The organism is Paracoccus solventivorans, from assembly GCF_900142875.1.
Classification (GTDB): Bacteria; Pseudomonadota; Alphaproteobacteria; order Rhodobacterales; family Rhodobacteraceae; genus Paracoccus; species Paracoccus solventivorans.
Genome location: NZ_FRCK01000002.1, coordinates 108530 through 133132, shown reverse-complemented (window position 1 = coordinate 133132; position 24603 = coordinate 108530). Strand labels below are relative to the sequence as shown.

The 24603-nt window shown below is 69.8% G+C and carries 24 protein-coding genes; 14 read left to right on the top strand and 10 right to left on the bottom strand.

Going from position 1 to position 24603, the window contains the following annotated elements; translation table 11 throughout:
- Positions 1-363 precede the first annotated feature (363 nt).
- Both BUB57_RS03905 and BUB57_RS03900 read right to left on the bottom strand, forming a co-directional pair.
- Positions 364-2256, bottom strand: a complete 1893-nt coding sequence (locus BUB57_RS03905) for a propionyl-CoA synthetase (protein WP_073062466.1) — start codon at positions 2254-2256, stop codon at positions 364-366.
- A 218-nt stretch (positions 2257-2474) separates the two neighbouring features.
- Positions 2475-4754, bottom strand: coding sequence for an NADP-dependent malic enzyme (locus BUB57_RS03900; protein WP_073062465.1), 2280 nt, complete (start codon positions 4752-4754; stop codon positions 2475-2477).
- Between the two features lie 498 nt (positions 4755-5252).
- Between BUB57_RS03900 and BUB57_RS03895 the strand changes: the two genes are divergently transcribed.
- From BUB57_RS03895 to BUB57_RS03885, 3 genes are all read left to right on the top strand, one after another.
- The gene (locus tag BUB57_RS03895) at positions 5253-5642 is read left to right on the top strand and encodes a cytidine deaminase (RefSeq protein ID WP_073062464.1); all 390 of its coding nucleotides are present in this window, start codon (positions 5253-5255) and stop codon (positions 5640-5642) included.
- Between the two features lie 102 nt (positions 5643-5744).
- Positions 5745-6383: a uracil phosphoribosyltransferase gene (upp, locus tag BUB57_RS03890; protein WP_073062463.1), complete on the top strand. Its 639-nt coding sequence runs from the start codon at positions 5745-5747 to the stop codon at positions 6381-6383.
- Positions 6384-6469: 86 nt separating this feature from the next.
- Positions 6470-7756: an SPOR domain-containing protein gene (locus BUB57_RS03885; protein ID WP_073062460.1), complete on the top strand. Its 1287-nt coding sequence runs from the start codon at positions 6470-6472 to the stop codon at positions 7754-7756.
- Between the two features lie 78 nt (positions 7757-7834).
- Here the strand turns inward: BUB57_RS03885 and BUB57_RS03880 are convergent, their stop codons facing one another.
- The 4 genes from BUB57_RS03880 to BUB57_RS03865 all read right to left on the bottom strand — a co-directional run bounded on the left by BUB57_RS03880 (position 7835) and on the right by BUB57_RS03865 (position 12628).
- On the bottom strand, positions 7835-8854 hold the full coding sequence (locus BUB57_RS03880; RefSeq protein ID WP_073062457.1) for a hypothetical protein: 1020 nt from the start codon (positions 8852-8854) through the stop codon (positions 7835-7837).
- Positions 8855-10078: 1224 nt separating this feature from the next.
- Positions 10079-10546 carry a YbjN domain-containing protein gene (locus tag BUB57_RS03875; RefSeq protein WP_073063592.1) on the bottom strand — a complete coding sequence of 156 codons (468 nt, stop codon included), beginning with the start codon at positions 10544-10546 and terminating at the stop codon, positions 10079-10081.
- A gap of 90 nt (positions 10547-10636) precedes the next feature.
- Positions 10637-11539: an RNA polymerase sigma factor RpoH gene (gene rpoH / locus BUB57_RS03870; protein WP_073063589.1), complete on the bottom strand. Its 903-nt coding sequence runs from the start codon at positions 11537-11539 to the stop codon at positions 10637-10639.
- A gap of 30 nt (positions 11540-11569) precedes the next feature.
- Positions 11570-12628 (bottom strand): RluA family pseudouridine synthase, encoded by a 1059-nt coding sequence (locus tag BUB57_RS03865; protein ID WP_073062454.1) that lies wholly within the window; start codon positions 12626-12628, stop codon positions 11570-11572.
- Between BUB57_RS03865 and BUB57_RS03860 the strand changes: the two genes are divergently transcribed.
- Positions 12627-12932 carry a DUF6476 family protein gene (locus tag BUB57_RS03860; RefSeq protein ID WP_073062451.1) on the top strand — a complete coding sequence of 102 codons (306 nt, stop codon included), beginning with the start codon at positions 12627-12629 and terminating at the stop codon, positions 12930-12932. The genes BUB57_RS03865 and BUB57_RS03860 overlap by 2 nt on opposite strands.
- 150 nt (positions 12933-13082) lie before the next feature.
- On the opposite strand, the gene BUB57_RS03855 is transcribed toward BUB57_RS03860, so the two are convergent.
- Complete coding sequence (locus BUB57_RS03855; RefSeq protein WP_073062448.1) at positions 13083-13358, bottom strand: accessory factor UbiK family protein; 276 nt, start codon at positions 13356-13358, stop codon at positions 13083-13085.
- 151 nt (positions 13359-13509) lie between these two features.
- On the opposite strand from BUB57_RS03855, the gene lgt reads away from it, so the two are divergent.
- From lgt to pgeF, 3 genes are read left to right on the top strand one after another with little or no spacing between them, the layout of a single operon-like run.
- Entirely contained in the window at positions 13510-14379 is an 870-nt protein-coding gene (lgt, locus tag BUB57_RS03850; protein ID WP_073062446.1) for a prolipoprotein diacylglyceryl transferase, read from the top strand.
- Positions 14376-15479: a class I SAM-dependent methyltransferase gene (locus BUB57_RS03845; protein ID WP_084731985.1), complete on the top strand. Its 1104-nt coding sequence runs from the start codon at positions 14376-14378 to the stop codon at positions 15477-15479. Before lgt ends, BUB57_RS03845 begins: the two co-directional genes overlap by 4 nt.
- 34 nt (positions 15480-15513) lie before the next feature.
- Positions 15514-16272, top strand: a complete 759-nt coding sequence (pgeF, locus tag BUB57_RS03840; RefSeq protein WP_073062445.1) for a peptidoglycan editing factor PgeF — start codon at positions 15514-15516, stop codon at positions 16270-16272.
- Here pgeF and BUB57_RS03835 read toward each other — a convergent pair.
- Complete coding sequence (locus BUB57_RS03835; RefSeq protein ID WP_073062444.1) at positions 16269-16754, bottom strand: Lrp/AsnC family transcriptional regulator; 486 nt, start codon at positions 16752-16754, stop codon at positions 16269-16271. The two genes, pgeF and BUB57_RS03835, sit on opposite strands and share 4 nt — an antisense overlap.
- A 205-nt stretch (positions 16755-16959) precedes the next feature.
- Here BUB57_RS03835 and BUB57_RS03830 point away from each other — a divergent pair, with 205 nt between their 5' ends.
- The 4 genes from BUB57_RS03830 to BUB57_RS03815 all read left to right on the top strand — a co-directional run bounded on the left by BUB57_RS03830 (position 16960) and on the right by BUB57_RS03815 (position 21743).
- The gene (locus BUB57_RS03830) at positions 16960-17655 is read left to right on the top strand and encodes a DUF4395 domain-containing protein (RefSeq protein ID WP_073062443.1); all 696 of its coding nucleotides are present in this window, start codon (positions 16960-16962) and stop codon (positions 17653-17655) included.
- A 58-nt stretch (positions 17656-17713) separates the two neighbouring features.
- Positions 17714-18727: a thioredoxin-disulfide reductase gene (gene trxB, locus BUB57_RS03825; protein ID WP_084731948.1), complete on the top strand. Its 1014-nt coding sequence runs from the start codon at positions 17714-17716 to the stop codon at positions 18725-18727.
- 181 nt (positions 18728-18908) lie between these two features.
- The gene (locus BUB57_RS03820; RefSeq protein ID WP_073062442.1) at positions 18909-20624 is read left to right on the top strand and encodes a bifunctional sulfate adenylyltransferase/adenylylsulfate kinase; all 1716 of its coding nucleotides are present in this window, start codon (positions 18909-18911) and stop codon (positions 20622-20624) included.
- Between the two features lie 177 nt (positions 20625-20801).
- On the top strand, positions 20802-21743 hold the full coding sequence (locus BUB57_RS03815) for a glycosyltransferase family 8 protein (RefSeq protein WP_073062441.1): 942 nt from the start codon (positions 20802-20804) through the stop codon (positions 21741-21743).
- Here BUB57_RS03815 and BUB57_RS03810 read toward each other — a convergent pair.
- Together BUB57_RS03810 and BUB57_RS03805 are read right to left on the bottom strand one after the other, a co-directional pair.
- A complete protein-coding gene (locus tag BUB57_RS03810; RefSeq protein ID WP_073062440.1) occupies positions 21730-21954 on the bottom strand; it encodes a DUF1150 family protein in 225 nt (74 codons plus the stop codon). The genes BUB57_RS03815 and BUB57_RS03810 overlap by 14 nt on opposite strands.
- Positions 21955-21965: 11 nt before the next feature.
- Positions 21966-22376 carry an Hsp20 family protein gene (locus BUB57_RS03805; RefSeq protein ID WP_073062438.1) on the bottom strand — a complete coding sequence of 137 codons (411 nt, stop codon included), beginning with the start codon at positions 22374-22376 and terminating at the stop codon, positions 21966-21968.
- A 192-nt stretch (positions 22377-22568) separates the two neighbouring features.
- Here BUB57_RS03805 and BUB57_RS03800 point away from each other — a divergent pair, with 192 nt between their 5' ends.
- From BUB57_RS03800 to BUB57_RS03790, 3 genes are all read left to right on the top strand, one after another.
- Positions 22569-22787, top strand: a complete 219-nt coding sequence (locus BUB57_RS03800) for a YdcH family protein (protein WP_073062434.1) — start codon at positions 22569-22571, stop codon at positions 22785-22787.
- A 77-nt stretch (positions 22788-22864) separates the two neighbouring features.
- On the top strand, positions 22865-23362 hold the full coding sequence (gene purE / locus BUB57_RS03795; RefSeq protein WP_073062431.1) for a 5-(carboxyamino)imidazole ribonucleotide mutase: 498 nt from the start codon (positions 22865-22867) through the stop codon (positions 23360-23362).
- Positions 23363-23430: 68 nt separating this feature from the next.
- On the top strand, positions 23431-24495 hold the full coding sequence (locus BUB57_RS03790; protein WP_073062428.1) for a 5-(carboxyamino)imidazole ribonucleotide synthase: 1065 nt from the start codon (positions 23431-23433) through the stop codon (positions 24493-24495).
- The last annotated feature ends 108 nt before the right edge of the window (positions 24496-24603 follow it).

Genomic DNA, 24603 nt, shown 5'->3' with positions numbered 1-24603 from the left:
GCGGAGCCCGGATTTCGGCCGGATGCTCTCTCGACGCAAGAACCAGATTGCCGGTTCTTCAACTCAGGCAAGTCCGCCGTCGCAAGCCGTTATGACAAGCGCAACGACTACATCCTTACCTCCGCCCAACTCGTTTCCATCCGCGTAAGGTTGCGAAAAATCCCAGTCGGCGGCCGAGGGGGCAGGATCGACGCAAGAACCAGATTGACCAGTTCTTCAGCGAGCCCCGGCAAGTCCCGCCGACGCAATCCGTTATGACAAGCGCGACGACCACATCCTTACCTCCGCCCCACTCGTTTCATCCGCAAAGGGTTGCGAGTATCTGAGTCGGCTACCGAGCGGGGCAGGGCGTCCGGGGCGGGCTCAGCCGCCCGCCAGCCCGATCTTCTGCAGCGCCGTGCGGATCTCGTCCAGCACCGCCGGGTCGTCGATGGTCGCCGGCATCTTGAAATCCTCGTTGTCGGCGATCTTGGCCATGGTCGCGCGCAGGATCTTGCCCGAGCGGGTCTTGGGCAGCCGGTCGACCACCACCGTGGTCTTGAAGGCGGCCACCGGCCCGATCTGGTCGCGCACCATCTGCACCACCTCGCGCCCGACCTGCTCGGCCGACGCCGCCGCGCCTTTCTTGAGGCACAGGAAGCCCAGCGGCGTCTGCCCCTTGAGCGGGTCGGCCACCCCGATCACCGCGCATTCGGCCACGTCGGGATGCGAGGACAGCACCTCCTCCATCGCGCCGGTGGACAGGCGGTGACCGGCGACGTTGATCACGTCATCGGTGCGCGCCATGATGTAGAGATAGCCGTCCTCGTCGATGAAGCCGGCATCGCCGGTCTCGTAATAGCCGGGGAAGGCGTCGAGATAGGATTTGCGGAACCGCTCCTCGGCGTTCCACAGCGTCGGCAGCGTGCCGGGGGGCAGGGGCAGCTTGATCGTGACCGCGCCCAGCGTGCCGGCGGGGACCGGGTGGCCGGCCTCGTCCAGCACCTGCACGTCATATCCCGGCATCGGCACGCTGGGCGAGCCGTGCTTGACCGGCAGCAGCCCCAGCCCCAGCGGGTTGGCGACGATGGGCCAGCCGGTCTCGGTCTGCCACCAGTGGTCGATCACCGGCACCTGCAGGTGCTCTTCCACCCATTTCACCGTGTCGGGGTCGGCGCGCTCGCCGGCCAGGAACACCGCCTGTAGCGACTTGAGGCTGTAGTCCTTGATATAGCTGCACTCGGGGTCCTCGCGCTTGACCGCGCGGATCGCGGTCGGCGCGGTGAAGAAGGACTTGACCTTGTGGTTCTGGATGATGCGGCCGAAGGTGCCGGGGTCGGGGGTGCCGACGGGCTTGCCCTCGAACACGATGGTGGTGGCGCCGGCGAACAGCGGCGCATAGCAGATATAGCTGTGGCCCACGACCCAGCCCACGTCGGAGGCCGCCCAGAACACGTCGCCGGTGTCGATGCCGTAGATGTTCTTCATCGTCCAGTTCAGCGCAACCACATGGCCGCCGGTGTGGCGCACCACCCCCTTGGGCTGGCCGGTGGTGCCCGAGGTATACAGGATATAGTGCGGGTGATTGCCGGCGACCGGCACGCATTCGGCCGGCTCGATCCCGTACTGGAAGCTGTGCCAGGCGACGTCGCGCCCCTCGACCAGCTTGGCGACCTCTTGCTCGCGCTGCAGGATCACGCAGAACTCGGGCGCGTGTTCAGCCAGCTCCAGCGCGCGGTCCAGCAGCGGCTTGTACTGCACGATCCGCCCCGGTTCCAGCCCGCAAGAGGCCGCGATGATCGCCTTGGGGGTGCAGTCGTCGATGCGCACCGCCAGCTCATGCGCGGCGAAGCCGCCGAACACGACCGAGTGGATCGCCCCCAGCCGCGAACAGGCCAGCATCGCCTCCAGCGCCTCGGGCACCATCGGCATGTAGATGATCACCCGGTCGCCCTTTTCGACGCCCTTGGCACGCAGCGCCCCCGCCAGGCTGGCGACGCGGGATTGCAGGTCGCGATAGGTGATGCCGCGATAGGAATGGGTGATCGGGCTGTCGTGGATGATGGCCAGTTGGTCGCCGCGCCCGGCCTCGACATGGCGGTCGACCGCATTCCAGCAGGCGTTGAGCTGCCCGTCCGAGAACCACTCGTAGAAGGGCGCGCGCTCGTCGAACAGCGCCTTGCCGGGCGGGGTCATCCAGTCGACGCGCGACGCCGCCTCCATCCAGAACGCTTCGGGATCGTTCTTCCACGCGGCGTAGACTTCCTGATAACTCATACCCCGGCTCTCCGCTGATCTTCCCTGTCTTCTGGTAAGACCCGGGGGCGCGGGGATCAAGAATATTGCCCCGGGAAGGCCGGGCAGGATCGAAAAATACCCGCGCTTTCCGGCGGGTGGGTTTGCAAACCTCGGGGGCCGGGTTTGCAGCCGCGGGCGGGGCGCCGCGGTCTTGCAAACCCGGGCGCGGTGCGCCCGGGCCCAGTGCGCGATTCGCCCTAGCCGTAATGGGCGACCGGGGTCCCGGCCAGCGCCGAGATGTTCAGCAGCCCCCGGGCGGTGATCGAGGGGGTGACGATATGCGCCTTGTTGCCCATGCCCATCAGGATCGGCCCGACCTCGAGCCCCTGCGCCCGGGTCTTGAGGATGTTGCGCACCCCCGAGGCCGCGTCGGTGCTGGCAAAGATCAGCACGTTCGCCGGGTCGTCGCCCAGCCGGGACGAGGGCAGCAGCCGCGCCCGCACCGCCGGGTCCAGCGCCGCGTCGACGTGCATTTCGCCGTCATAGAGGAAATCGACCTCGCGCTCGGCCAGGATATCCATCGCCTCGCGCATCTTGCGCCCCGAGGGGGTGTCGAGGTTGCCGAACTGCGAATGGCTGCACAGCGCGATGCGCGGGGTCAGGCCAAAGCGGCGGACGTGCCGGGCGCAGCCGATCGCGGTCTCGGCCACGTCGGCGGGGCTGGGGTCGTGGTGGACCTGGGTGTCGGCGATGAACAGCGGCCCGTCCTGGATCATCATCGACAGCGCCCCGATCGGGTGCAGCCCCTTGCGGGCCAGGATCTCGCGGATATAGCGCAGATGCCAGGTGTATTGCCCGAAGGTGCCGCAGATCAGGCTGTCGGCCTCGTCCCGGTGGACCATGACCGCGCCGATGGCGGTGGTGTTGGTGCGCATGATGGCGCGGGCGATGTCGGGGGTGACGCCGCGGCGCGCCATCAGCCCGTGGTAGGTTTCCCAGTAGTCGCGATAGCGGGGGTCGTCCTCGGGGTTGACGATCTGGAAATCGACATGCGGCCGGATCGGCAGCCCGGCGCGCTTGGCGCGGGTCTCGATCACCTCGGGGCGGCCGATCAGGATCGGCACGCCGTTGGTCTCCTCGAGCATGGCCTGGGCGGCGCGCAGCACCCGCTCGTCCTCGCCCTCGGCAAAGACGATGCGGCGGGCGGCGGTGGCGGCGGCCTCGAACACCGGGCGCATGATAAGCGAGCTGCGGAACACCGAGGCGTCGAGCTGCCGCTTGTAGGCGTGGATGTCGGCCAGCGGCCGCGTCGCCACCCCCGATTCCATCGCCGCGCGGGCGACGGCGGTGGCGACGACGCCGATCAGCCGCGGGTCGAAGGGCTTGGGGATCAGGTAGTCGGGCCCGAAGTTCATGGTCTCGCCGCGATAGGCGGCAGCCGCCTCGGCGCTGGTGGTGGCGCGGGCCAGCGCTGCGATCCCCTCGATGCAGGCCAGCTGCATGGCGTCGTTGATCTCGGTCGCGCCCACGTCCAGGGCGCCGCGGAAGATGAAGGGGAAGCACAGGACGTTGTTGACCTGGTTGGGATAATCGCTGCGGCCGGTGGCGATCAGCGCATCGGGGGCGACGGCGCGCACGTCCTCGGGCAGGATCTCGGGGGTCGGGTTGGCCAGCGCAAAGACGATGGGGCGCGGCGCCATGCGGGCGACCAGCTCGGGCGACAGCACCCCGGGGCCCGAGAGGCCCAGGAACAGGTCGGCGCCCTCGATCACCTGGTCCAGCCGGCGCAGCTCGGTTGCCTGGGCAAAGGCGGCCTTCTGCGGGTTCATGTCGTCGATCCGGCCCTCGTAGATCAGCCCGTGAATGTCGCAGAGCCAGACGTTTTCCCGCCGCACCCCCAGCTTCAGCAGCATGTTCAGGCAGGCGATGCCCGCGGCGCCGCCGCCGGTCGACACCACCTTGATCTGGTCGAAGCTGCGCCCGGTCACGCGCAGCGCGTTGGTGGCGGCGGCGCCGACCACGATGGCGGTGCCGTGCTGGTCGTCGTGGAACACCGGGATGTTCATCGACTCGCGGCACAGCCGCTCGACCACGAAACAATCGGGGGCCTTGATATCCTCGAGGTTGATGGCGCCGAAGGTCGGTTCCAGCGCGCGCACGATCTCGGCCAGCTTCACCGGGTCGGTCTCGTCGATTTCCAGGTCGAAACAGTCGATGTCGGCGAATTTCTTGAACAGGACCGCCTTGCCCTCCATCACCGGCTTCGAGGCTCGGGCGCCGATATTGCCCAGCCCCAGCACCGCGGTGCCGTTCGAGACCACCGCGACCAGGTTCCCGCGCGAGGTATAGCGGGCGGCGGTGGCGGGATCGTTGCGGATCTCGAGACAGGCCTCGGCCACGCCCGGCGAATAGGCCAGGCTGAGGTCGCGGCCGTTGGCCAGAGGCTTGGTCGCGCGGATCTCGAGCTTTCCGGGCCGCGGAAACTCGTGATAGTTCAGCGCCGCCTGCCGGGCATTGTCCTGCCGCCGTTCTTCCATGGTCCGATCTCCTGCTGCCTGCAGGTTTTTCCTAATCCCGCGCCCGCCCGGTCACAAGCGCGCCCCGCTGCGATCCCGTCTGGCGAAAGCCGCCTGCCGGGGAAGCGCCGCGGTCAGTGTGCGTGGTGGCCCCGGGGAAGCCCCGCGGCGCGCCCATGGTTGCCAGGGGGACGAGGCCCCGCGGCCGCCGCCCGTGGTTGCCCGGTGTGCGCATGTTCGTCCCGCGGGTGTTCCTGCACGCTCCTTTCTGTTCCTGCTCGCCGCGCGGCTCTGGCGCCCGGATTGTTGCAGTCTGCCGTCTCGTTCCTTCGCCTCCTCCTCATCGCAGCCGGCCGGTCCTGTCGCACCCTGGCAGTAACGCCGTGCTGCTGCCCCCACGCGCCCATCGTCCCGTCGGCGCATGGCGCCGCTCGTCCCACATCCCCGTTCACCTCGTACCCAGCCTTGCGCGCAGGCGCCGCCCCGGGAATGATGGCCCGGCAACCAGAGGGTAAGCCCATGTCCCTGATCGACGCCGCCCGGCGGGTCCGCGAGGCCGCCTATGCCCCCTATTCCGGCTTCAAGGTCGGGGCCGCCGTGCGCGGCGCCTCGGGCGCGATCTATGCCGGCTGCAACGTCGAGAACGTCGCCTACCCCGAGGGCACCTGCGCCGAGGCCGGCGCCATCGCCCGCATGGTCGCCGCCGGCGAGACGGTGATCACCGAGGTCTGCGTCATCTCTGCCAGCGCCCAGCCCGCGCCGCCCTGCGGCGGCTGCCGTCAGAAACTGGCCGAGTTCGCGCGCAGCGATACGCCGGTGCTGCTGGCCACGCTGGACGGCAAGTCCGTGACCACCACTGTGGGCGAGCTGCTGCCCGGCCGCTTCGACGTCGGCCACCTGGGCCGATAGGAGTGTCAGTTTCGCTGCATGGTGCCGGTCCTTTCGATTCGCCCGCCTTGCCCCAGTTGCGCATGAAAACCTTGCCAAAAGATTGACGCCGAAGGAGCCTTGATGACCCTGCACCCCAGCCTGACCATCGTCGATCACCCGCTGGTCCAGCACAAGCTGACGCTGATGCGCGACGAGGGCGCCTCGACCGCCACCTTCCGCCGGCTCTTGCGCGAGATCAGCCTGTTGCTGGCCTATGAGGTCACCCGCGATCTGGAGCTGCGCACCACCCGCATCCGCACCCCGATGTCCGAGATGGAGGCGCCGCTGCTCGCCGGCAAGAAACTGGCGCTGATCTCGATCCTGCGGGCGGGAAACGGGCTGCTGGACGGGATCCTCGAGCTGGTGCCCTCGGCCCGGGTCGGCTTCATCGGCCTCTACCGCGACCCCGAGACGCTGCGCCCGGTACAATATTACGACAAGGTGCCCGGAGAGCTGGGCGCGCGCATCGTGATCGTGGTCGATCCGATGCTGGCGACGGGCAATAGCTCGGCGGCGGCGATCGACCTGCTCAAGGAAAAGGGCGCGCGCGACATCCGCTTCCTGTGCCTGCTGGCCGCGCCCGAAGGGGTGCGCCGGATGGCCGAGGCCCATCCCGACGTGCCGATCTATACTGCCGCGCTGGACGAGCGCCTGGACGAGCACGGCTATATCGTGCCCGGGCTGGGCGACGCCGGGGACCGGCTGTTCGGCACGAAATGAGCGCGCGTTAACCGGCAGTTAGCGACTGCTACGCTATGGATCGGTCCAGGGCCCGCGAATCGGGGGCTAGAAGGGAAGGGCCGGCGATGTGGCTGCGGGTTGTCGCGCTGTTGTTATACATGCTCCCGGGGTTGGTCCTGGCCCAGGGGGCCGAGACTGTCGTGCCCCGTCCCGAAGGGCCGGTTGCGGGCACCCTGGACCCGCGCCGCCCGGCCGAGCCGCCGCCGCCGGATTTCACCGGCCGGCAATATATCGATGCAAACGGCTGCGTGTTCCTGCGGACCGAGGCGGGCTGGCGCGCCCGCCTGTCCCGCGAGGGCGCCGCGATCTGCGGCTGGCCGCCGACGCTTGCCGCCCGCGGGGCCGATGCCCCGTCGCCGCCCGGGACGGAACCGCGCGCGGCGCAGATCGAGCGGCTGCTGACCGAGACCATCATCACCAACCTGCACGAGGGCGAACTGGTCGCGGGCGAAACGCTGCCTCCGGTCCGGGGCGCTGGGGATTCCGCGGCAGGCGAGGCCCCGCCTGCGGCCAGGCCGGACGCCGATCCGCTGGGTATCGGCCGCATGATCGCGACCGCCCCGGACCTGCGCCGGCAGCTGGTCGGCCCCGCCCGTGCCGAGCATATGTGCAAGCTGATCGGCGCAAGTGACCCCCTGGGCCTCTGCGGCCCGGCCGAGAACCAGCTGGCGCTGGCGCCCCGGGTACCGGCCGTTGCGGCCGCACCGAAGCTTGCGACGGCAGAACCCGATATTCCGCCCACTTCGTTGGCGGCTGGGATGGTGCCGCAGATCGTGCCTCCGGCCACAACTCCGCCGGCCGCTGCTGCGACAGCCCCACAGGTGGCGTTTCCGGTCTCGGCTCCGCCGGGCGCTGTTGTGGCAGCTGCGCAAGCGGTGCCCGTGACAACCACTCCGCCGGCCGCTGCTGCGACAGCCTCGCAGGCCGCGCCTCCGGCAGCGACTCCTCCGGCCGCTACAGTGGCGGCTGTGCAAGCCGTGCCGGCGACAACCTCTCCTCCGACGCCGGCGACTTCACCGCCGACCGCCGCGTCACCGCCCACGACCTCGATCGCCTCCAGCCCAGCCACCGCGTCGCGCACAGCCTCCGGTCCGGCGGGGACGCGGCTCGACGTCCCGCTGCTGATCCCGCCGGGTGCGCGATATCTCGAGGTCGGCGCCTTCAAGGATCCGCTTGACGCACATAGGCTGGCGGAGAAACTGGTTGCCATGGGCCTGCCGGTGGTGCGCAGCAAGCCGGGGCAGACCACCCTCAGTTCCGTCATGGTCGGGCCGCTGGAGGGGCGAGAGGCGATGGTGCGCATGGCCGACCGGCTGCGCAAGGCGGGTTTCGCCCGGCTGGTGGCGCGATGAGTTTGTTACATCCGCAACGTCGTCTTCAGAAAGTGCCGCTGCGGTTCCGCCGGGCGCCACCCGCCTCCGGCCCAAGGCTCAGCGGGCGCAGATCTGTTGCAACTGCAACCACTCTCCCTCGCTGGCGAGCGGCTCGGGCTCGGACGATCGCCAGGGATCGGCCTCGATCAGCGTCAGCACGGTTTCCCCGGAGGGGTCGAGCGAGCGCGCATAGGGCTGGCTTGACACGCCCGCCTCTTCCATCCGCGCCAGCAGCGTCTCGTCATCGGGGCGGGGTGCGGGGCGTGACAGCAGCGCCGCGCCCTGTCCGGCGATGGACTCGGCCGCCAGCTCGCCCGAGGTCAACATTGTCAGCGCCGCGCGGATCCCGACCGCGCGCAGCACCGCCTCGAGCGGATCCGCATCCGCCGCCACCGCATCGGCCGCGAGCACATGCCCCGCCGCCACCGCCGGCCCCGGCTCGCCCGCGATCATGTCGTCGCCAATCACCACGATGCGCCCCGGCAGCGCCCGCGCCCCCCGCATCGTCGCCGGCAGCACCACGATCCGCCCCTCGGGGCCCAGCAGCCGCGCCGACAGCCGGTCGAGCACCGCCGCCCCCGCCGGCCGGTCGCAGGGAGTGCCGGCCGCTTGCCGCATGTCGGCCAGCAGCGCGAGCCCGATCGCCGTGCGCTGCGCCGGCGGCGCCACCCGTGCCGCATGGGCGATCACCGCGCCGGGCAGCCAGACAGCCGCGGCGAGCGCCCCGGCGGCGGCGGCTGACCAGATCAAGGCGCTGCGCAGCCGGCCCTTGTGCGGGCGGCTGGCGGCGATGGCGGAATGGACGCGCTCGATCGCCTGCACCATTAGCCGGTCGTCGATCTCCACCACCTCGTCCTGGGCGGCGTCGCCGGGGGCGAAGATCGCGGGCAGCTGGCCGGGATTGAGCCGCGTCACCGCCGGCAGCGACCAATGCGACAGCGGCTCTTCCGAGCGGGGATCGCGCAGGATCAGCGTGGCATCCCCGAAGGACACGATCACGTCATGCAGCCGCCCGCCCGGCTCGGGGCGCCACACCCCCGCGGCCTCGAGCCGCTGGAACTGCGTCAATGCGGTCACGGTGGCCGAAATCTCCGTTGCGGTTGTGCCGGGCGAACCGCCGATCGCGGCCTGGCCCGACGATGATTGTGCCGATTCCGGGCAATTCGTCCAGCCCCGTGGGCGCGGGTGCCATTTCAAGACCTGCTGAACTTCCGGGCACGGGTACATGCTGCCGTTGTGGGCAGGCGCCGGATTTTGGGGCTGTTTCGGCCGCGGGATCCGCGGGCGGCGTCAGGCGGAGAGGCTCGTTCCGGCTCCCCCGGACCAATGGGCGCGGCGACCCGTCTGGGACCTTGCGGGTTGTGGGGTGCTTCGGCTACGCCAAGCGGGCAATTCATGCCGAGCGCGATGCCAGAGAAGCAGCCATCAGCTGGAATTCGTTCCGCACTATTCGTCCAGCCGCGGGAACGTGGGTTTTCTCAAAGCTCTGCCGAACTTCCCCGGGGCACATGCGGATGTGGTACGGGATAGGGGTCGGGCTTCCGCGCCGTTGCCAGTTGTGGGGCCCGCAGGCAGCACCCGCAATCAAGCTCGTTCCGGTCGTTTCTATCGCCTCCGAGCGTGGTGTTTCGCCCCCGACCTCGCGGGGTGGCCGTGTAACGGCTGCGCCGGACGTGTGATCTGCGCCAAGCGTGCGGTGCCCCAAAAGCGGCCATTCATTGAAATTGGTTCCGGGTGGGCGGCTCTTCCGGAGCCGACTGAAACCCTCGGCGCGCAGCACGCGCCGATATCTCGGCCTCCTGCCGCTTTCCGGGACTGGGGCCGCGGCTGGGCGCCTGATTCCAGGCCGGTCGTTTGTCCAGCCGTCAGGCCGGCTCTGCTTTCGCCGTCCCGCAAGCGGGCATGCATTTCCGATCCGGGCAAATCCCCGCGCGGCACGGGCTGCCGTTGCTTGCAACTGCCCGCGCGCGCCTTGAACTGCTGCCTCGTGGGCCACTCACTGCCGGCGTCTCGGCGCCGAGCCGCGCTGGGCCCTGATCCAAGCCTCGTTACCCAGCCTTCAGGCGGGTTCTTGGTGTCTTCCCGTCCCGCCGCAGTGCGCATTTCCGATCCCTTGAGATTTACCAAACGGCATATACCCCACTTTGCCGGGAAAACCCCCGCGCACCCCAAGCTGCCGCAGGTTAACCGCCGAGCTTGCGAGTATCAGCCTTGCGGGATCCACAGCCGTTTATGCGGGCAACTGCCAGACCTCCGGGGAACGGAACCGCATGTTCCTCTTCCCCACCCATGCCCCCAGCCTCACCAGCCGATGAAGCTCGAAAACTCCGAGGCGCCGACCCGCCACATGTCCAGCGCCAGTTCAAAGCCGCTGTCGCTGAGCCCGTCGGGGCCCAGCGGCACCAGCATTTCCAGGAACGGGTCGCCCTCGTCGTCGATCCAGGCCTTGCCGAAGCGTTTGGTGCGGTTCCACTCGTTCACCCTGGCCGCGCTTAGCGGGGTGTCGAGGTCGAAGCCGGCGCGGAGCTCGAGCGAGGTGCAGGAGGCATCCTCGCAGCCGTAGAACCAGATCGAGAAGCGGATGCCTTCGATGCGCGATTCGATCTTGGGGTCGCCTTCGGAATCGAGGCTCGTGTCGGCCTTCAGTCCGTAATCCCGCAGCGCCGCGGCGATGGAATCGGCGGTGCCGACGATCTGCGCGGACAATGGGGTCGCCAACAAGGGAGTTGCCAGTGCGGAAACCAGCAGGGCCGGAACCAGAGCTTTCATCACGACACCTTGCATCATCGCGCGGACCACCACGCGCCACCCCAGATGCCGCGGCGGCGCCAAGGGCGCAAGGGGCCAGGCCGCGCGGGCCTATTCCTCGCCGATCTCCAGCCCCTTCTCGCTGGCCAGCCGGTGCATCCGGTCCTGCAGCTTTTCAAAGGCGCGGACCTCGATCTGGCGGATGCGCTCGCGCGAGACGCCGTAGCGTTCCGAGAGCTGCTCGAGCGTCACCGGGTCGTCGCGCAGCCGGCGTTCGGTCAGGATGTCGCGCTCGCGGTCGTTCAGCACGTCCATCGCCGCGGCCAGCATCGAGCGGCGGGTGTCCAGCTCGTCGGCCTCGGCGTAATCGCCGGCCTGGTCGGCGCTTTCGTCCTCGAGCCAGTCCTGCCACTGCGCGGTCGAATCGCCGTCGGCCGAGCCCACCGTCGCGTTCAGCGAGGCGTCGCCCCCCGACAGGCGCCGGTTCATCTCGATCACTTCCTGTTCGGTCACACTCAGGTCATGGGCGATCTGGGCGACGTTTTCCGGGCGCAGGTCGCCCTCTTCAAAGGCGCCCAGCTTGGCCTTGGCCTTGCGCAGGTTGAAGAACAGCTTCTTCTGGGCCGAGGTGGTGCCCATCTTCACCAGCGACCACGAGCGCAGGATATATTCCTGGATCGAGGCGCGGATCCACCACATCGCATAGGTGGCCAACCGGAACCCCTTGTCGGGGTCGAAGCGCTTGACCGCCTGCATCAGCCCGACATTGGCCTCGGAAATCACCTCGGCCTGCGGCAGGCCGTAGCCGCGGTAGCCCATGGCGATCTTGGCGGCCAGCCGCAGATGCGAGGTCACCAGCTTGTGCGCGGCCTCGGCGTCCTGATGGTCGACCCAGGCCTTGGCCAGCATGAACTCCTCTTCGGGTTCAAGCAGGGGGAACTTGCGGATCTCTTGCAGATAGCGGTTGAGACCCTGTTCGGGGCTGGGCGCAGGCAGTTTCGTGTAATTCGCCATCGTCATCCTTGTGCGGCATCGGGCCGCAACTCATATATCAGAACGCAGGGGGTCTGGGCCGGTTCCACGCAGGGCGGCGGCCAGTGTCGTCATGTCCGCGGGCATGGGGCTGTCGAAGCTGAGCCGGCGGCCGTCGGCGGGGTGGTCGAAGCCCAGATGCGCCGCGTGCAGCGCCTGCCGGGGAAACTCGGCGATGGCGGCGGCAGCCTCGGGCCCCAGCGCCCGGACCGAGGCGCGGCGCGCGCCACCATAGACCGGATCTCCGATCAGCCCCAGCCCGCAATAGGTCAAATGCACCCGAATCTGGTGGGTGCGGCCGGTTTCCAGCCGGCATTCCGCCAGCATCGCCGCCGGGGGCTGGCCGAAGCTTTCCAGCATCCGCGCCCGTGTCACCGCATGGCGGCCCTGGGTGGTGCTGACCGCCTGGCGCTGGCGGTCGCTGGGGTGGCGGCCGATGTTGGTCGCGATCCGCAGCACCCCGCCGGGCTCGAAACTGATGCCGGGCAGGCCGCGCAGCCGCGGGTCGGCGGGGTCGATCACCCCATGCGCCAGCGCCAGATAGCGGCGCGAGGCGCTGTGGTCCTCGAACTGCCGGGCCAGCGCGTGATGGGCGCGGTCGGTCTTGGCGACGACCAGCAGCCCCGAGGTGTCCTTGTCGATGCGGTGCACGATGCCGGGGCGCAGCGCGCCGCCGATCCCCGACAGGCTGCCCGCGCAATGCGCCAGCAGCGCGTTGACCAGCGTCCCCGAGGGGCTGCCGGGCGCCGGATGCACCACCATGCCGGCCGGCTTGTCGATGACGATCAGCTCGTCATCCTCATAGGCGATGGTCAGCGGGATCGCCTCGGGGCGGGCGTCGATCGGCTCGGGCGCGCCGATCGTGATTACATATTCGCCGGGAAGGGCGCGGGCCTTGCCGTCGCGCACGATGCCGGCGGGGCCGCGCACCGCGCCCTCGGCGATCAGCCGCACGATGCGGGAGCGCGACAGCGACGCCGACGCTGGCGCCGCCTCGGCCAGCGCCTTATCAAGCCGCAGGGGCTCGGTCGGCGGCAGGTCGGCCGCGAGGGTCAGAACGAGGTCGGGCATGGCGGCGCATGATAAGGCAGAGAGCGGGGCGGGGAAAGTGCCGGAACTGGCCTGGCTGCGCCGGCTGGTGACGGCGCTGGCGCTGGTGATGATGCTGGGCATCGCCGTGGTGGCGGCAACGCTGTGGTTGCGGCTGTCGCCGTCGCTGCCGGAACTGCCCGAAGCGATCACCCTGCCAAAGGGAGAGACCGCCGCCGCCGTCACCTTTGCCCGCGACTGGACGGTGGTGGTCACGGGGAGGGGCAACATCCTGCTGTTCGACCGCGGCGGCAGGCTGCGGCAGTCCGTGACGCCCGATTCCTGAGCCGCGGCGCTCCGACCGTCCGGGCTCGCCCGGCGTCGCCGCTGCATGGGTATTTGGACCAGAAAGAAATCACCGGGCGCGCCCGGCTGCGGGTTTCTTTCTGGCTCAAATACCCATTGCGGCCGTGCCGTCGGCGCGCAAGGGGAGTGCTCAGCCGACCGGCTGGTCGCCCGAGCCCTTGCCCTGCAATTCGGCGATCATCGCGCGCAGCTCGGCGTTTTCGGTGCGGGCCTTGATGGCCATGTCGCGGACCGCCTCGAACTCTTCGCGGGTGACGAAGTTGCGGTCCGCCAGCCAGCGGTCCACCCAGCTTTTCATCGCGGTCTCGGCCTCGTCCCGGGCGCCCTGGGCCACGCCCATCGCATTGGTCATCAGCCGGGACATGTCGTCCAGAAAACGGTTCGGCCCGCTGCCCTGGGTGGTCATGGTGTCGTCCTTTCGCGTCCTGCGTCGGGGCTCTATATGGCGCCGCCGCGCTCGCGCTTCAATGATCGGCTGTCAGCGGCGGCGCGGTTGACAGCGCCGCCCGGCCCGGCCAAGCAAACCCGGCCAAATCCCGGCGGTCCACGAGGAAACCATGATCCCATTCCCCGAAATCTCGCCGGACGTGTTCGCGATCACCATCGCCGGGCGTGAGTTCGCGCTGCGCTGGTATGCGCTGGCCTATCTGGCCGGGCTGCTGATCGGCTGGCGGATCATCGTGGCGCTGATGCGGCGCCCGCGGCTTTGGGGCGGGGCCGCGCCCATGCGCCCCGAACAGGTCGAGGAGCTGTTGACCTGGGTCGTCGTCGGGGTGATCCTGGGCGGGCGGCTGGGCTTCGTGCTGTTCTACGAGCCCGGCTACTACCTGTCGCACCCGGGTGAGATCATCAAGGTCTGGCAGGGCGGCATGTCGTTTCACGGCGGTTTCCTGGGGGTGGTGCTGGCCGCCTGGGCCTGGGCGCGCCGCCACGGCATCGCGGCGCTGTCGCTCGCCGATGCGCTGGCGGTGGCGGCGCCGGTCGGGCTGCTGCTGGGGCGGCTGGCCAATTTCATCAATGCCGAGCTGTGGGGGCGCCCGACCACCGCCCCCTGGGGGGTGATCTTCCCCGGCGAGGCCGCGCAGGACTGTCCCGGCATCGTCGGCGCCTGCGCCCGCCATCCCAGCCAGCTGTATGAGGCCGGGCTGGAGGGGCTGCTGCTGGGGCTGGTGCTGCTGGTGCTGGTGCGCCGCGGCGGGCTGGCGCGGCCGGGGCTGGCGCTGGGGGTGTTCCTGGCCGGCTACGGGCTGGCGCGTTTCGTGGTCGAGTTCTTCCGCCAGGCCGACGCCCGTTTCATCACCCCCGACAATCCGCTGGGCCATGTGCTGGGCGGGCCGGTTTGGGGCGTGACCATGGGGCAGCTGCTGTCGCTGCCGATGGTGGCGGTGGGCGCGGGCTTTGTCCTGTGGGCGCTGAGGTCGCGGTGACGCCGCTGGCCCGGATCATCGCCGCCCGCATCCGCGCCGAGGGGCCGATGGCGCTGGACGAGTACATGCGGCTGTGCCTCATGCATCCGCAGCACGGGTATTATTCCACCCGCGATCCGTTCGGCGCGCAGGGCGATTTCACCACCGCGCCGGAAATCAGCCAGATGTTCGGCGAGCTGGTCGGGCTGGCCATCGCGCAGGCGTGGCTGGACCAGGGCGCGCCCGCCCCGTTCACGCTGGCCGAGCTGGGGCCGGGGCGGGGAACGCTGATGGCGGACGTGTTGCGCGCCACCGCCCGCGTGCCCGGGTTCCGGCAGGCGGCGACGGTGGCGCTGGTCGAGGCCTCGCCGCATCTGCGCCTCGTGCAGCGCCAGCGGCTGGGCGAGGTGCTGCATCTCGATTCCGCCGCCGATCTGCCGCAGGCGCCGCTGTTCCTGATCGCCAACGAGTTCTTCGACGCGCTGCCGATCCGACAGGTGCAGCGCACCGCGCAAGGCTGGGCCGAGCGCATGGTGACGCTGGACGCCGCGGGCGCTCTGGCGCTGGCGCTGGGCGCGCCGCAGCCGCTGCCCCTGGACGGACCCGAGGGCGAGATCCGCGAGAGCTGCCCCGAGGGCGCGGCGATCACGGCCACCGTCGCCGGGCGCATCGCCAGCCACGGCGGCGCGGCCATCGTCATCGACTATGGCACCTGGGACGGGCGCGGCGACAGCCTGCAGGCGCTGCGGGCGCACGCCTATGACGACCCGCTGGCCCATCCCGGGGAAGCCGACCTGACCGCCCATGTCGATTTCGCGCCGCTCGCCGCTGCCGCGATCCGCGCGGGCGCGCTCGCATCCCCGCCCGAGCCGCAGGGCCCGTGGCTGCAGGCGCTGGGGATCGAGGCGCGGGCCGCGCGGCTGGCCGCTGCCGGCGATACGGGCGCGGCCGAGGCATTGGACCGCTTGACCGCGCCCGCGCGGATGGGTCACCTGTTCAAAGCGATGGCCGTCTGGGCCAAGGATTCGCCGCCGCCGCCGGGGTTCCGCCCGCTGCCGCTGCGGGACGGACCCGCGCCGCAACACCGTTCCGGCCCCGGCGGGGCCGGCCCCGCAACCTGACGCCCGATCCCCTTGACCCGGTGACGCTGACCCGATGACGCTGGAAATCCTGACCCATCCCGCCCTGCGCCCGCTGAGCCACGGGTTCTTCACCCGCAAGGGCGGGGCCTCTTCGGGGCTGTTTTCGGGGCTGAACTGCGGCCGCGGCTCGACCGACCAGCGCGAGATCGTGGCGATCAACCGCGCGCGGGTGGCGGCGGCGATGGGGGTGGGGCCGGACCGGCTGGCGACGGTGCACCAGACCCATTCCGACCTGGTGGTGACCCTGACCGGGGGCGAGGATCTGGACAGCGTGGCCGCGACCGAGGCCGACGCCATCGTCTCGACCGTGCCCGGGCTTGCCATCGCGGTGCTGACCGCCGACTGCCAGCCGATCCTGCTGGCCGACCGCCGGGCCGGGGTGATCGGCGCCGCCCATGCCGGCTGGAAAGGCGCGCTGGACGGGATTCTGGACGCTACGGTCGCCGCCATGCGCGCGGCGGGCGCGCGCGAGATCAGCGCGGTGATCGGCCCCTGCATCAGCCAGCGCGCCTATGAGGTGGGCGAGGATTTCATGGACCGCTTCCTGGTCGAGGACGACCGCCACGCGCGGTTCTTTTCCGGCGGGCCCAATGGCCGGCCGATGTTCGACCTGCCGGGATTCGGGCTGGCGGCGCTGCGCGAGCTGGGGGTCGAGGCCGAATGGATCGGCCACTGCACCTATTCCGACCCCGACCGCTTCTTCAGCTATCGCCGCGCCACCCATCAGGGGGCGGCCGATTACGGGCGGCTGATCTCGGCGATCGCGCTCTAGCGCGGCTCGACCATCTCGAACGGCACGCCGGGCTCGTCCTTGGCGCAGCGGATCACCAGGCTGGTCTTGACGCTGGCCACGTTGTCGGCGGCGGTCAGCTGTTCGGTCAGGAAGCGCTGGAAGGTGGACAGGTCCGGCGCCACGCATTTCAGGATGAAGTCGATCTCGCCGTTCAGCATGTGGCATTCGCGCACCAGCGCCCAGCCGCGGGCGCGGTCCTCGAAGGCGGTCAGGTCGCGTTCGGACTGGCTGTGCAGGCGCACCATGGCGAACACCTGCACCTCGAACCCCAGCTCGCGCGGGGCGACGTCGGCGTGATAGCCGCGGATGAAGCCCTGTTCTTCCAGCGTGCGGACCCGGCGCAGGCAGGGCGGGGCCGAGATGCCGACCCGGCGGGCCAGCTCGACGTTGGTCATCCGCCCGTCCGCCTGCAATTCCGCCAGGATCAGTCGGTCGATGTCATCCAGCCTGGCGCCTGCCATGTTCTGCCCACTCCTGCGTTCCGGCGCGGAACTTACGGGTTCGCGGCGGGCGGCGCAATATTGTTTCAAAAGATCGCCCCGCAACGCAGCGCTTGGCGGAAAGACCCGCGGGCAGGGGGGTGCGACAGGGGGTGCGGCATAATGCGCAATTATCGTATATACGAATATAAACATATCTGGCCCCGACAATTCTCGGAGACCCTTCATGTCCGCCATCCTGTCCTTTGGGGAAAGCCGCCCCGGCTATGACGTGCCGGTGCTGAACGAGCGCGAGGCCCGCGCCGCCGCCGGCATCCTGCTGCTGCTGTCGGTGATCGCCGCGATCAATGCGGCGCTGCTGGAAAACTTTCTGCCGATGCGGCTGGTGGTCACGCTGTTCTTCGTCGATTTCGCGCTGCGGGTGCTGGTGAACCCGCGCTTTGCCCCCAGCCTGGTGCTGGCGCGGCTGATCGTCGGCAACCAGCAGCCCGAGTTCACCGGCGCGCCGCAGAAACGCTTTGCCTGGTCGCTGGGGCTGGGGCTGGCGGCGGCGGTGATGGTGATGATCTGGGGCTTCAACATCGCCGGCCCGTGGCTGATGGCGGCCTGCATGGTCTGCATGGCGCTGCTGTATCTGGAAGCGGTGTTCGGCATCTGCGTGGGCTGCAAGCTGTATCCGCTGGTGATGCGCCGCGCGGTCAGCCACTGCCCGGGCGGCGTCTGCGCGATGAAGCCGCGCCGCGACCCGATGACCCGCGCCCGCAAGGCCGAGGTCGCGGTGCTGCTGGCGGTGCTGCTGGGCATCGCCGCGCTGATCCCGGTGGTGGCGACGATGGAGCCGCCGGCGCGGCCGGGCGCGGCCACCACCCCGGCCGCCGCGCCGGCCGCCGTCTCGATCACCGCGCCGGGCCCGGGCGAATAGCCCGCTTGTGAGCCACGCCCCGCGGCGCTACATCCTCAAGGTTCAGGAAGGAAATCCCATGGCCCAGACCCGTCACACCCGCGTTCTGATCATCGGCTCCGGCCCGGCCGGCTATACCGCCGGGGTCTATGCCGCCCGCGCGATGCTGGACCCGGTGCTGATCCAAGGGATGCAGCCGGGCGGGCAGCTGACCATCACCACCGACGTGGAAAACTGGCCGGGCGACGCCATGGTCACCGGCCCGGAACTGATGGCGCGCATGGAAAACCACGCCCGCGAGGTCGGGACCGAGATCGTCTCCGACACGGTGACCCGGCTCGACCTGTCGCAGCGACCGTTTGTCGCCGAATGCGACAGCGGCGCGCGGTGGACGGCCGATGCGGTGATCCTGGCCACCGGGGCGCAGGCGCGCTGGCTGGGGATGGACAGCGAGACCCGGTTCCAGGGCTTCGGCGTCTCGGCCTGCGCCACCTGCGACGGATTCTTCTATCGCGGGCGCGAGGTGGTCGTGGTCGGCGGCGGCAATACCGCGGTCGAGGAGGCGCTGTTCCTGACCAATTTCGCCAGCAAGGTGACGCTGGTCCACCGCCGCGACAGCCTGCGGGCGGAACGGGTGCTGCAGGATCGGCTGTTCAAGCATCCCAAGGTGGAAATTCTCTGGAACCACGAGATCGCCGAGATCACCGGCACCGACCAGCCGCTAGGGGTGACCGGGGCGGTGCTGCGCTCGACCGTGGACGGCGCCACCCGCAACATCGCCGCGGACGGGGTGTTCATCGCCATCGGCCATTCGCCCGCCTCGGAACTGGTCAAGGACCAGCTGAAGCTGCGCGACGGCGGCTATGTCCGGGTCGAGCCGGGCACCACCCGCACCTCGGTCCCCGGGGTGTTCGCGGCCGGCGACCTGACCGACGACAGCTATCGGCAAGCTGTGACCAGCGCCGGGATGGGCTGCATGGCGGCGCTGGATGCCGAGCATTTCCTGGCCGCCGAGGGCATGGCCGAGCGCGCCACAACCCCCGCCGCGGCGACCGATGTGCACCACGCGCCCGAGCGCGCCGGCACCGCCTGAGCCGTCGCAGACGCGCCCGCACCGCCGGCAGGCGGGCAAGCGGGCGCGCAACGGCAAAACGGGCCGGAAAAATCGCAACGACTGGCTGTTGCAGCGCCGCGGCACGGCGGCTAAGGCTGGATTCGCGCACCGCAGCAATTCGCGGCAGGCGCATGTTTTGTCCTGATGATCGAGTGTGCAGATGAGCCAGCCCAACCTCGTGCCGATTCCGGAACTTTACGTTAACGCCGACTCGGCGCAGAAGCTCAAGGCCGATGCGGGCGAGATGCCGTCCTGGGACCTGACCCAGCGGCAGCTGTGCGATCTGGAACTGCTGATGAGCGGGGGGTTCCATCCCCTCAAGGGGTTCCTGACCGAGGCCGATTATGACGGCGTGGTCAACGACATGCGGCTGTCCTCGGGGGCGCTGTGGCCGATGCCGATCACGCTGGACGTGTCCGAGGAATTCGCCGCCAAGGCAGAGCCGGGCACCGACATCGCGCTGCGCGACCCGGAAGGGGTGATCCTGGCCATCCTGTCGGTCACCGACCGCTGGACCCCCGACAAGAAGCACGAGGCCGAAAAGGTCTTTGGCAACGGCGCCGACGACATCGCGCATCCGGCGATCAACTATCTGCACAACGTGGCCGGGCCGGTCTATCTGGGCGGGCCGATCACCGGCATCCAGCCGCCGACGCATTACGATTTCAAGGCCCGCCGCGACACCCCGAACGAGCTGCGGGCGTTCTTCCGCAAGATGGGCTGGCGGCGGATCGTGGCGTTCCAGACCCGCAACCCGCTGCACCGCGCGCATCAGGAACTGACCTTCCGCGCCGCGCGCGAAGCGCAGGCGAACCTGCTGATCCATCCGGTCGTCGGCATGACCAAGCCGGGCGACGTGGACCATTTCACCCGCGTGCGCTGCTACGAGGCGGTGCTGGACAAATATCCGTCCGCCACCACGCATCTGTCGCTGCTGAACCTGGCGATGCGCATGGCCGGCCCGCGCGAGGCCGTGTGGCACGGCATCATCCGCCGCAACCACGGGCTGACCCACATGATCGTCGGCCGCGACCACGCCGGCCCCGGCAAGAACAGCCAGGGGCAGGATTTCTACGGCCCCTATGACGCGCAGGAACTGTTTCGCAAGCACCAGGCCGACATCGGGGTCGAGATGGTCGACTTCAAGCAGATGGTCTATGTGCAGGAACGCGCGCAATACGAGCCCCGGGACGAGGTCGAGGAGGGCGCGACCATCCTCGACATCTCGGGCACCGAACTGCGCCGCCGCCTGCGCGAGGGGCTGGAGATCCCCGAGTGGTTCAGCTTCCCCGAGGTGGTGAGCCAGCTGCGCCGCACCTCTCCCGCGCGCGACAGGCAGGGGTTCACGGTGTTCTTCACCGGGCTGTCGGGGTCGGGCAAATCCACCATCGCCAATGCGTTGATGGTCAAGCTGATGGAGCTGGGCGGACGTCCGGTGACGCTGCTCGACGGCGACGTGGTGCGCAAGCACCTGTCCTCGGAACTGGGGTTCAGCAAGGAACACCGCGACATCAACATCAAGCGCATCGGCTATGTCGCGTCCGAGATCACCAAGAACGGCGGCATCGCGCTCTGCGCCCCGATCGCGCCCTATGCCGCCACCCGCCGCGCCGTGCGCCAGATGATCGAGCAATACGGCGCCTTTCTTGAAGTCCACGTCGCCACCAGCCTTGAAGAATGCGAGCGCCGCGACCGCAAGGGGCTCTACAAGCTGGCGCGCGAGGGCAAGATCAAGGAGTTCACCGGGATTTCCGACCCCTACGAGGTTCCCGAAAACCCCGAGCTGCGCGTCCAGACCGAGGGCGTGGACGTGGACTATGCCGCCCAGCAGGTGCTGCTGAAGCTGGAAAGCATGGGGCTGATCGGGCTTGCGTGATCCCCTGACGGCAGGGCGGCAGGCCCTGCCCGACACTCCCTTGTCCCGGTTTCATCGGCGGGGCAGGGAACCCGGATGCTGCGACGGGATTTCCTTCTGACGGCGTGACGGCCGCATGGGCGGGCAGGGTCCCCTGCCGCCGTGTCATGCAGCGCTGCGCCCCGGGAGGGATCGCAGATGTCGCTGCATATCGTCACCGGCTCGGACGACAATTACGTCCCCGGCGTGCTGGTGCTGCTGGCTTCGGTCAATTTCCACAACCCGGGCGCAAGGTTCACCGTGCTGGACCTGGGGATCTCGCCTGAAAACCGCGCGCGGCTGGACCGGCTGGGCGAGCGGCTGGGCGCGCGGGTGGACCGGGTCGAGGTGCCGGTGGACGTGTTCGACCATGTGCCGGTGCGCCGCGCGCATCTGACCCGCGGCACCTTCCTGCGCCTGCTGATCCCTGAACTGCTGCCGGCCGACGACCGCGTGGTCTACATGGATTGCGACATGGTGGTGCTGGGCGATCTGTCGCCGCTGGCCACCGTGGAGCTGGGCGAACAGCTGATCGCCGCCGTACGCAGCCCCGGCAACCGCGACAACAAGGTCAACGCCGGGCTGCTGGTGATGAACCTGCCGCGGTGGCGCGCCGAGGACATGGGGCGGCGCTGCCTCGCGCGGTTCGTTTCCGATGAAAAGCCGGTGCTGAACGGGGATGAGGCGACGCTGAACCTGATGGCGCGGGGGCGGATCGTGTTCCTGCCGCCGGGGTTCAACCTGTTCGCCTTTTCCGGGTTCTACCCGACGCCGGCGGCGCTGCCCCCGGAGGTGCGGGTCGTGCATTACGTGGTGGACCGCAAGCCCTGGCGGCTGCGCACCGAGATGGACCGGCTGTGGTGGTTCCACGCCCGCCGCATCGCCGATCTGCTGCCGCCGCCGCGGCGGCTGCCGCTGCGCGCGCGGCTGTCGCAGCTGAACCGCGCACGGCGGAATGTGATGGGGCTGTGGCTGGGGCGGCGGAAATATCGCGCGCGGCGCGAGGTGGCGCGCGCGATGGAGCAGGGGATCGTCGAGCCCTATCTGGCCCGCTGGGCCGCCGCGGCGACCCAAGGCGCGCTCGCGGTCAGTGCACGCTGACCGGGTTCAGTTCGTTCTGGCGGGCCAGCATGAAGGCCAGGCCGCGGTCCGCGACCAGCGCCAGCCGCTCGCCGTCGATGCCGTGGACGGCGTAAAGCGCCTGCAGCTCGGGCGCCTGCTGGCGCACCTCGGCGGGCAGGCTGTCCATCTCAACCCGGCGGACATAGACGGTGTTGCCCTCGGCGGTCGGAAAATCATGTTTCATGTTCATGGCGATCCCCTTTACTTGCGGCTGATCGGTATGGTCTGGACGATGCTTTGCGGCGCGATCCGCCGCAGGTCGACGTGGAGCAGCCCGTTTTCCAGCGCCGCGCTTTCGACCTCGATCCCCTCGGCCAGCACGAAGCTGCGCTGGAAGGCGCGCGAGGCGATGCCGCGGTGCAGGAACACCCGCTCGGCATCGGCGTCGGCCTGGCGGCCGCGGATCACCAGCTGCCGGTCCTCGACCGTCAGCGACAGGTCGTCCTCGGCGAAACCGGCGACGGCCAGGGTGATGCGGAACCCGTCCGGGGCGCGATGCTCGATGTTGTAGGGAGGGTAGCCCTCGGCCCCCTTGGCGGCGCGTTCGGCCAGTCGCTCGAGCTGGTCGAAACCCAGCAGATAGGGATGCGTTCCCAGGCTCATCTTGGTCATCGGCGTCCTCGGTCAAGCGACTGCTTTTCCGGGTCCCGATTGCGGCGACCCGGCCACGGGACAGATATGTGATCCGGCGGACGCATCCGCAAGAGCCCGGGCCGGCCGGGCCAAACTTCCCCTTATCGAAGCGCTGCGGACCCTGTATCCTGCCGCCAGCCCCGCACGGCCCCCGCACCACGGACCCGCACCATGACCACCCCGCAAGAAATGTCGCCCGAGGACATCGCCCGCGCCCGGCTGGCCGCTCTGCGCCGCCAGCACCGCGAGCTGGACGAGCAGATCGCGGCCATGGCGGCGGGGGGCGTGGTGTGCAGCCTGACGCTGGGGCGGCTCAAGCGGCAGAAGCTGGCGCTCAAGGACCAGATCGCGCGGCTCGAGGACGAGCTGACCCCCGACATCATCGCCTGACTGCGCGCTTTTCCCCCGTTGCGCCCGCCCGGCGCGCGGCTATGATCCCGGCTTTCCGCGGGGTGAAGGGGTGACGAATGACGGTTCCGGTGGGCATCATCATGGGCAGCCAGTCCGACTGGGCCACGATGCGAGAGGCGGCGCAGGTGCTGGACGAGCTGGGCATCGCCCATGAAGCGCGCATCGTCAGCGCGCATCGCACGCCGGACCGGCTGTGGGATTACGGGCGCGCCGCCGTCGGCCGGGGCTTGCAGGTGATCATCGCCGGGGCCGGGGGCGCGGCGCATCTGCCGGGGATGATGGCCTCGAAAACCCGGATCCCGGTGATCGGGGTGCCGGTGCAGACACGGGCGCTGGGGGGCGTCGATTCGCTGTATTCCATCGTGCAGATGCCCAAGGGCTTCCCGGTCGCGACCATGGCGATCGGGGCGGCGGGGGCGGCGAACGCCGGGCTGATGGCGGCCGGGATCCTGGCGCTGTCGGACCCGGCGCTGGCCGCGCGGCTGGACGCCTGGCGCGCGGCGCTGAGCGCCTCGATCCCAGAGGCGCCGGAGGACATCCGGCCCGAGAGCTGACGCCCCGCCTGGGGTTTTCGCAGGCTGCCGCACCTCGGGCGTTACATCAGGGGTAGGTGAGACGGACGATGAGCAAGCCCAAGCAACTGCCGCCGGGCGCGGTGATCGGCATCCTCGGCGGCGGCCAGCTGGGGCGGATGCTGTCGGTCGCGGCCAGCCGCCTGGGCTATCGCTGCCATGTCTATGAACCCGGCGCCGCGCCCGCGGGCGACGTGGCCCACCGCCTGACCACCGCCCCTTACGAGGACGAGGCCGCGCTGCGCGCCTTTGCCGCCTCGGTCGACGTGGTGACCTATGAGTTCGAGAACGTCCCGGCCGAGGCGCTGGACCTGATCGAGAGCATCGTCCCGATCCGCCCCAACCGCCGCGCGCTGGCGGTCAGCCAGGATCGGCTGGCGGAAAAGGATTTCCTGTCCGGGTTGGGGCTGTCGGTCGCGCCCTATGCCGCCGTGGACAGCGCCGAGGACCTTGCCGCCGCGATGGCGGGCCGCGCGCGCGGCATCCTCAAGACCCGCCGCTTCGGCTATGACGGCAAGGGGCAGGTGCGGGTCGCCGCGGGCGATGACCCTGCTGCTGCCTGGGCGCAGGTGGGCGCGCCCTCGGTGCTGGAGGGGTTCGTCGATTTCTCGGCCGAAATCAGCGTGATCGCGGCGCGCGGGCAGGACGGCGCCGTCGCCGTCTATGATCCCGGGCTGAACGTGCACCGGGACGGCATCCTGCGCACCACCACGGTGCCTTGCGGCCTTCCGTCGCGGCTGATCCCCGAGGCGGTGCTGCTCGCGAGCCGCATCGTCACCGCACTCGACTACGTTGGCGTGATGGGGGTCGAGCTGTTCGTGACCCCGCAGGGTCTGGTGGTGAACGAGATCGCGCCGCGGGTCCACAACTCGGGGCACTGGACGCAGGCCGGCTGCGCGGTCGACCAGTTCGAGCAGCATATCCGCGCCGTGGCCGGGCTGCCGCTGGGCGACGGGCAGCGCCATGCCGACGTGGTGATGGAGAACCTGATCGGCGACGACATCCAGCGCCTGCCGCAGCTGCTGGCGCAGCCCGACACTCAGATCCATCTTTACGGCAAGGCCGAATCCCGCCCGGGCCGCAAGATGGGGCATGTGAACCGGATCCGGCGCTAGGCTTGCCGCCGGGCCGGACTGCCGGGCGCGCCCTCTGCCGGGGTGCCGCGCCCGGGCGCCTTTGCGACGTGCGGAAACGCTTGACCGCGGGCGACCCGCTCCGCCATA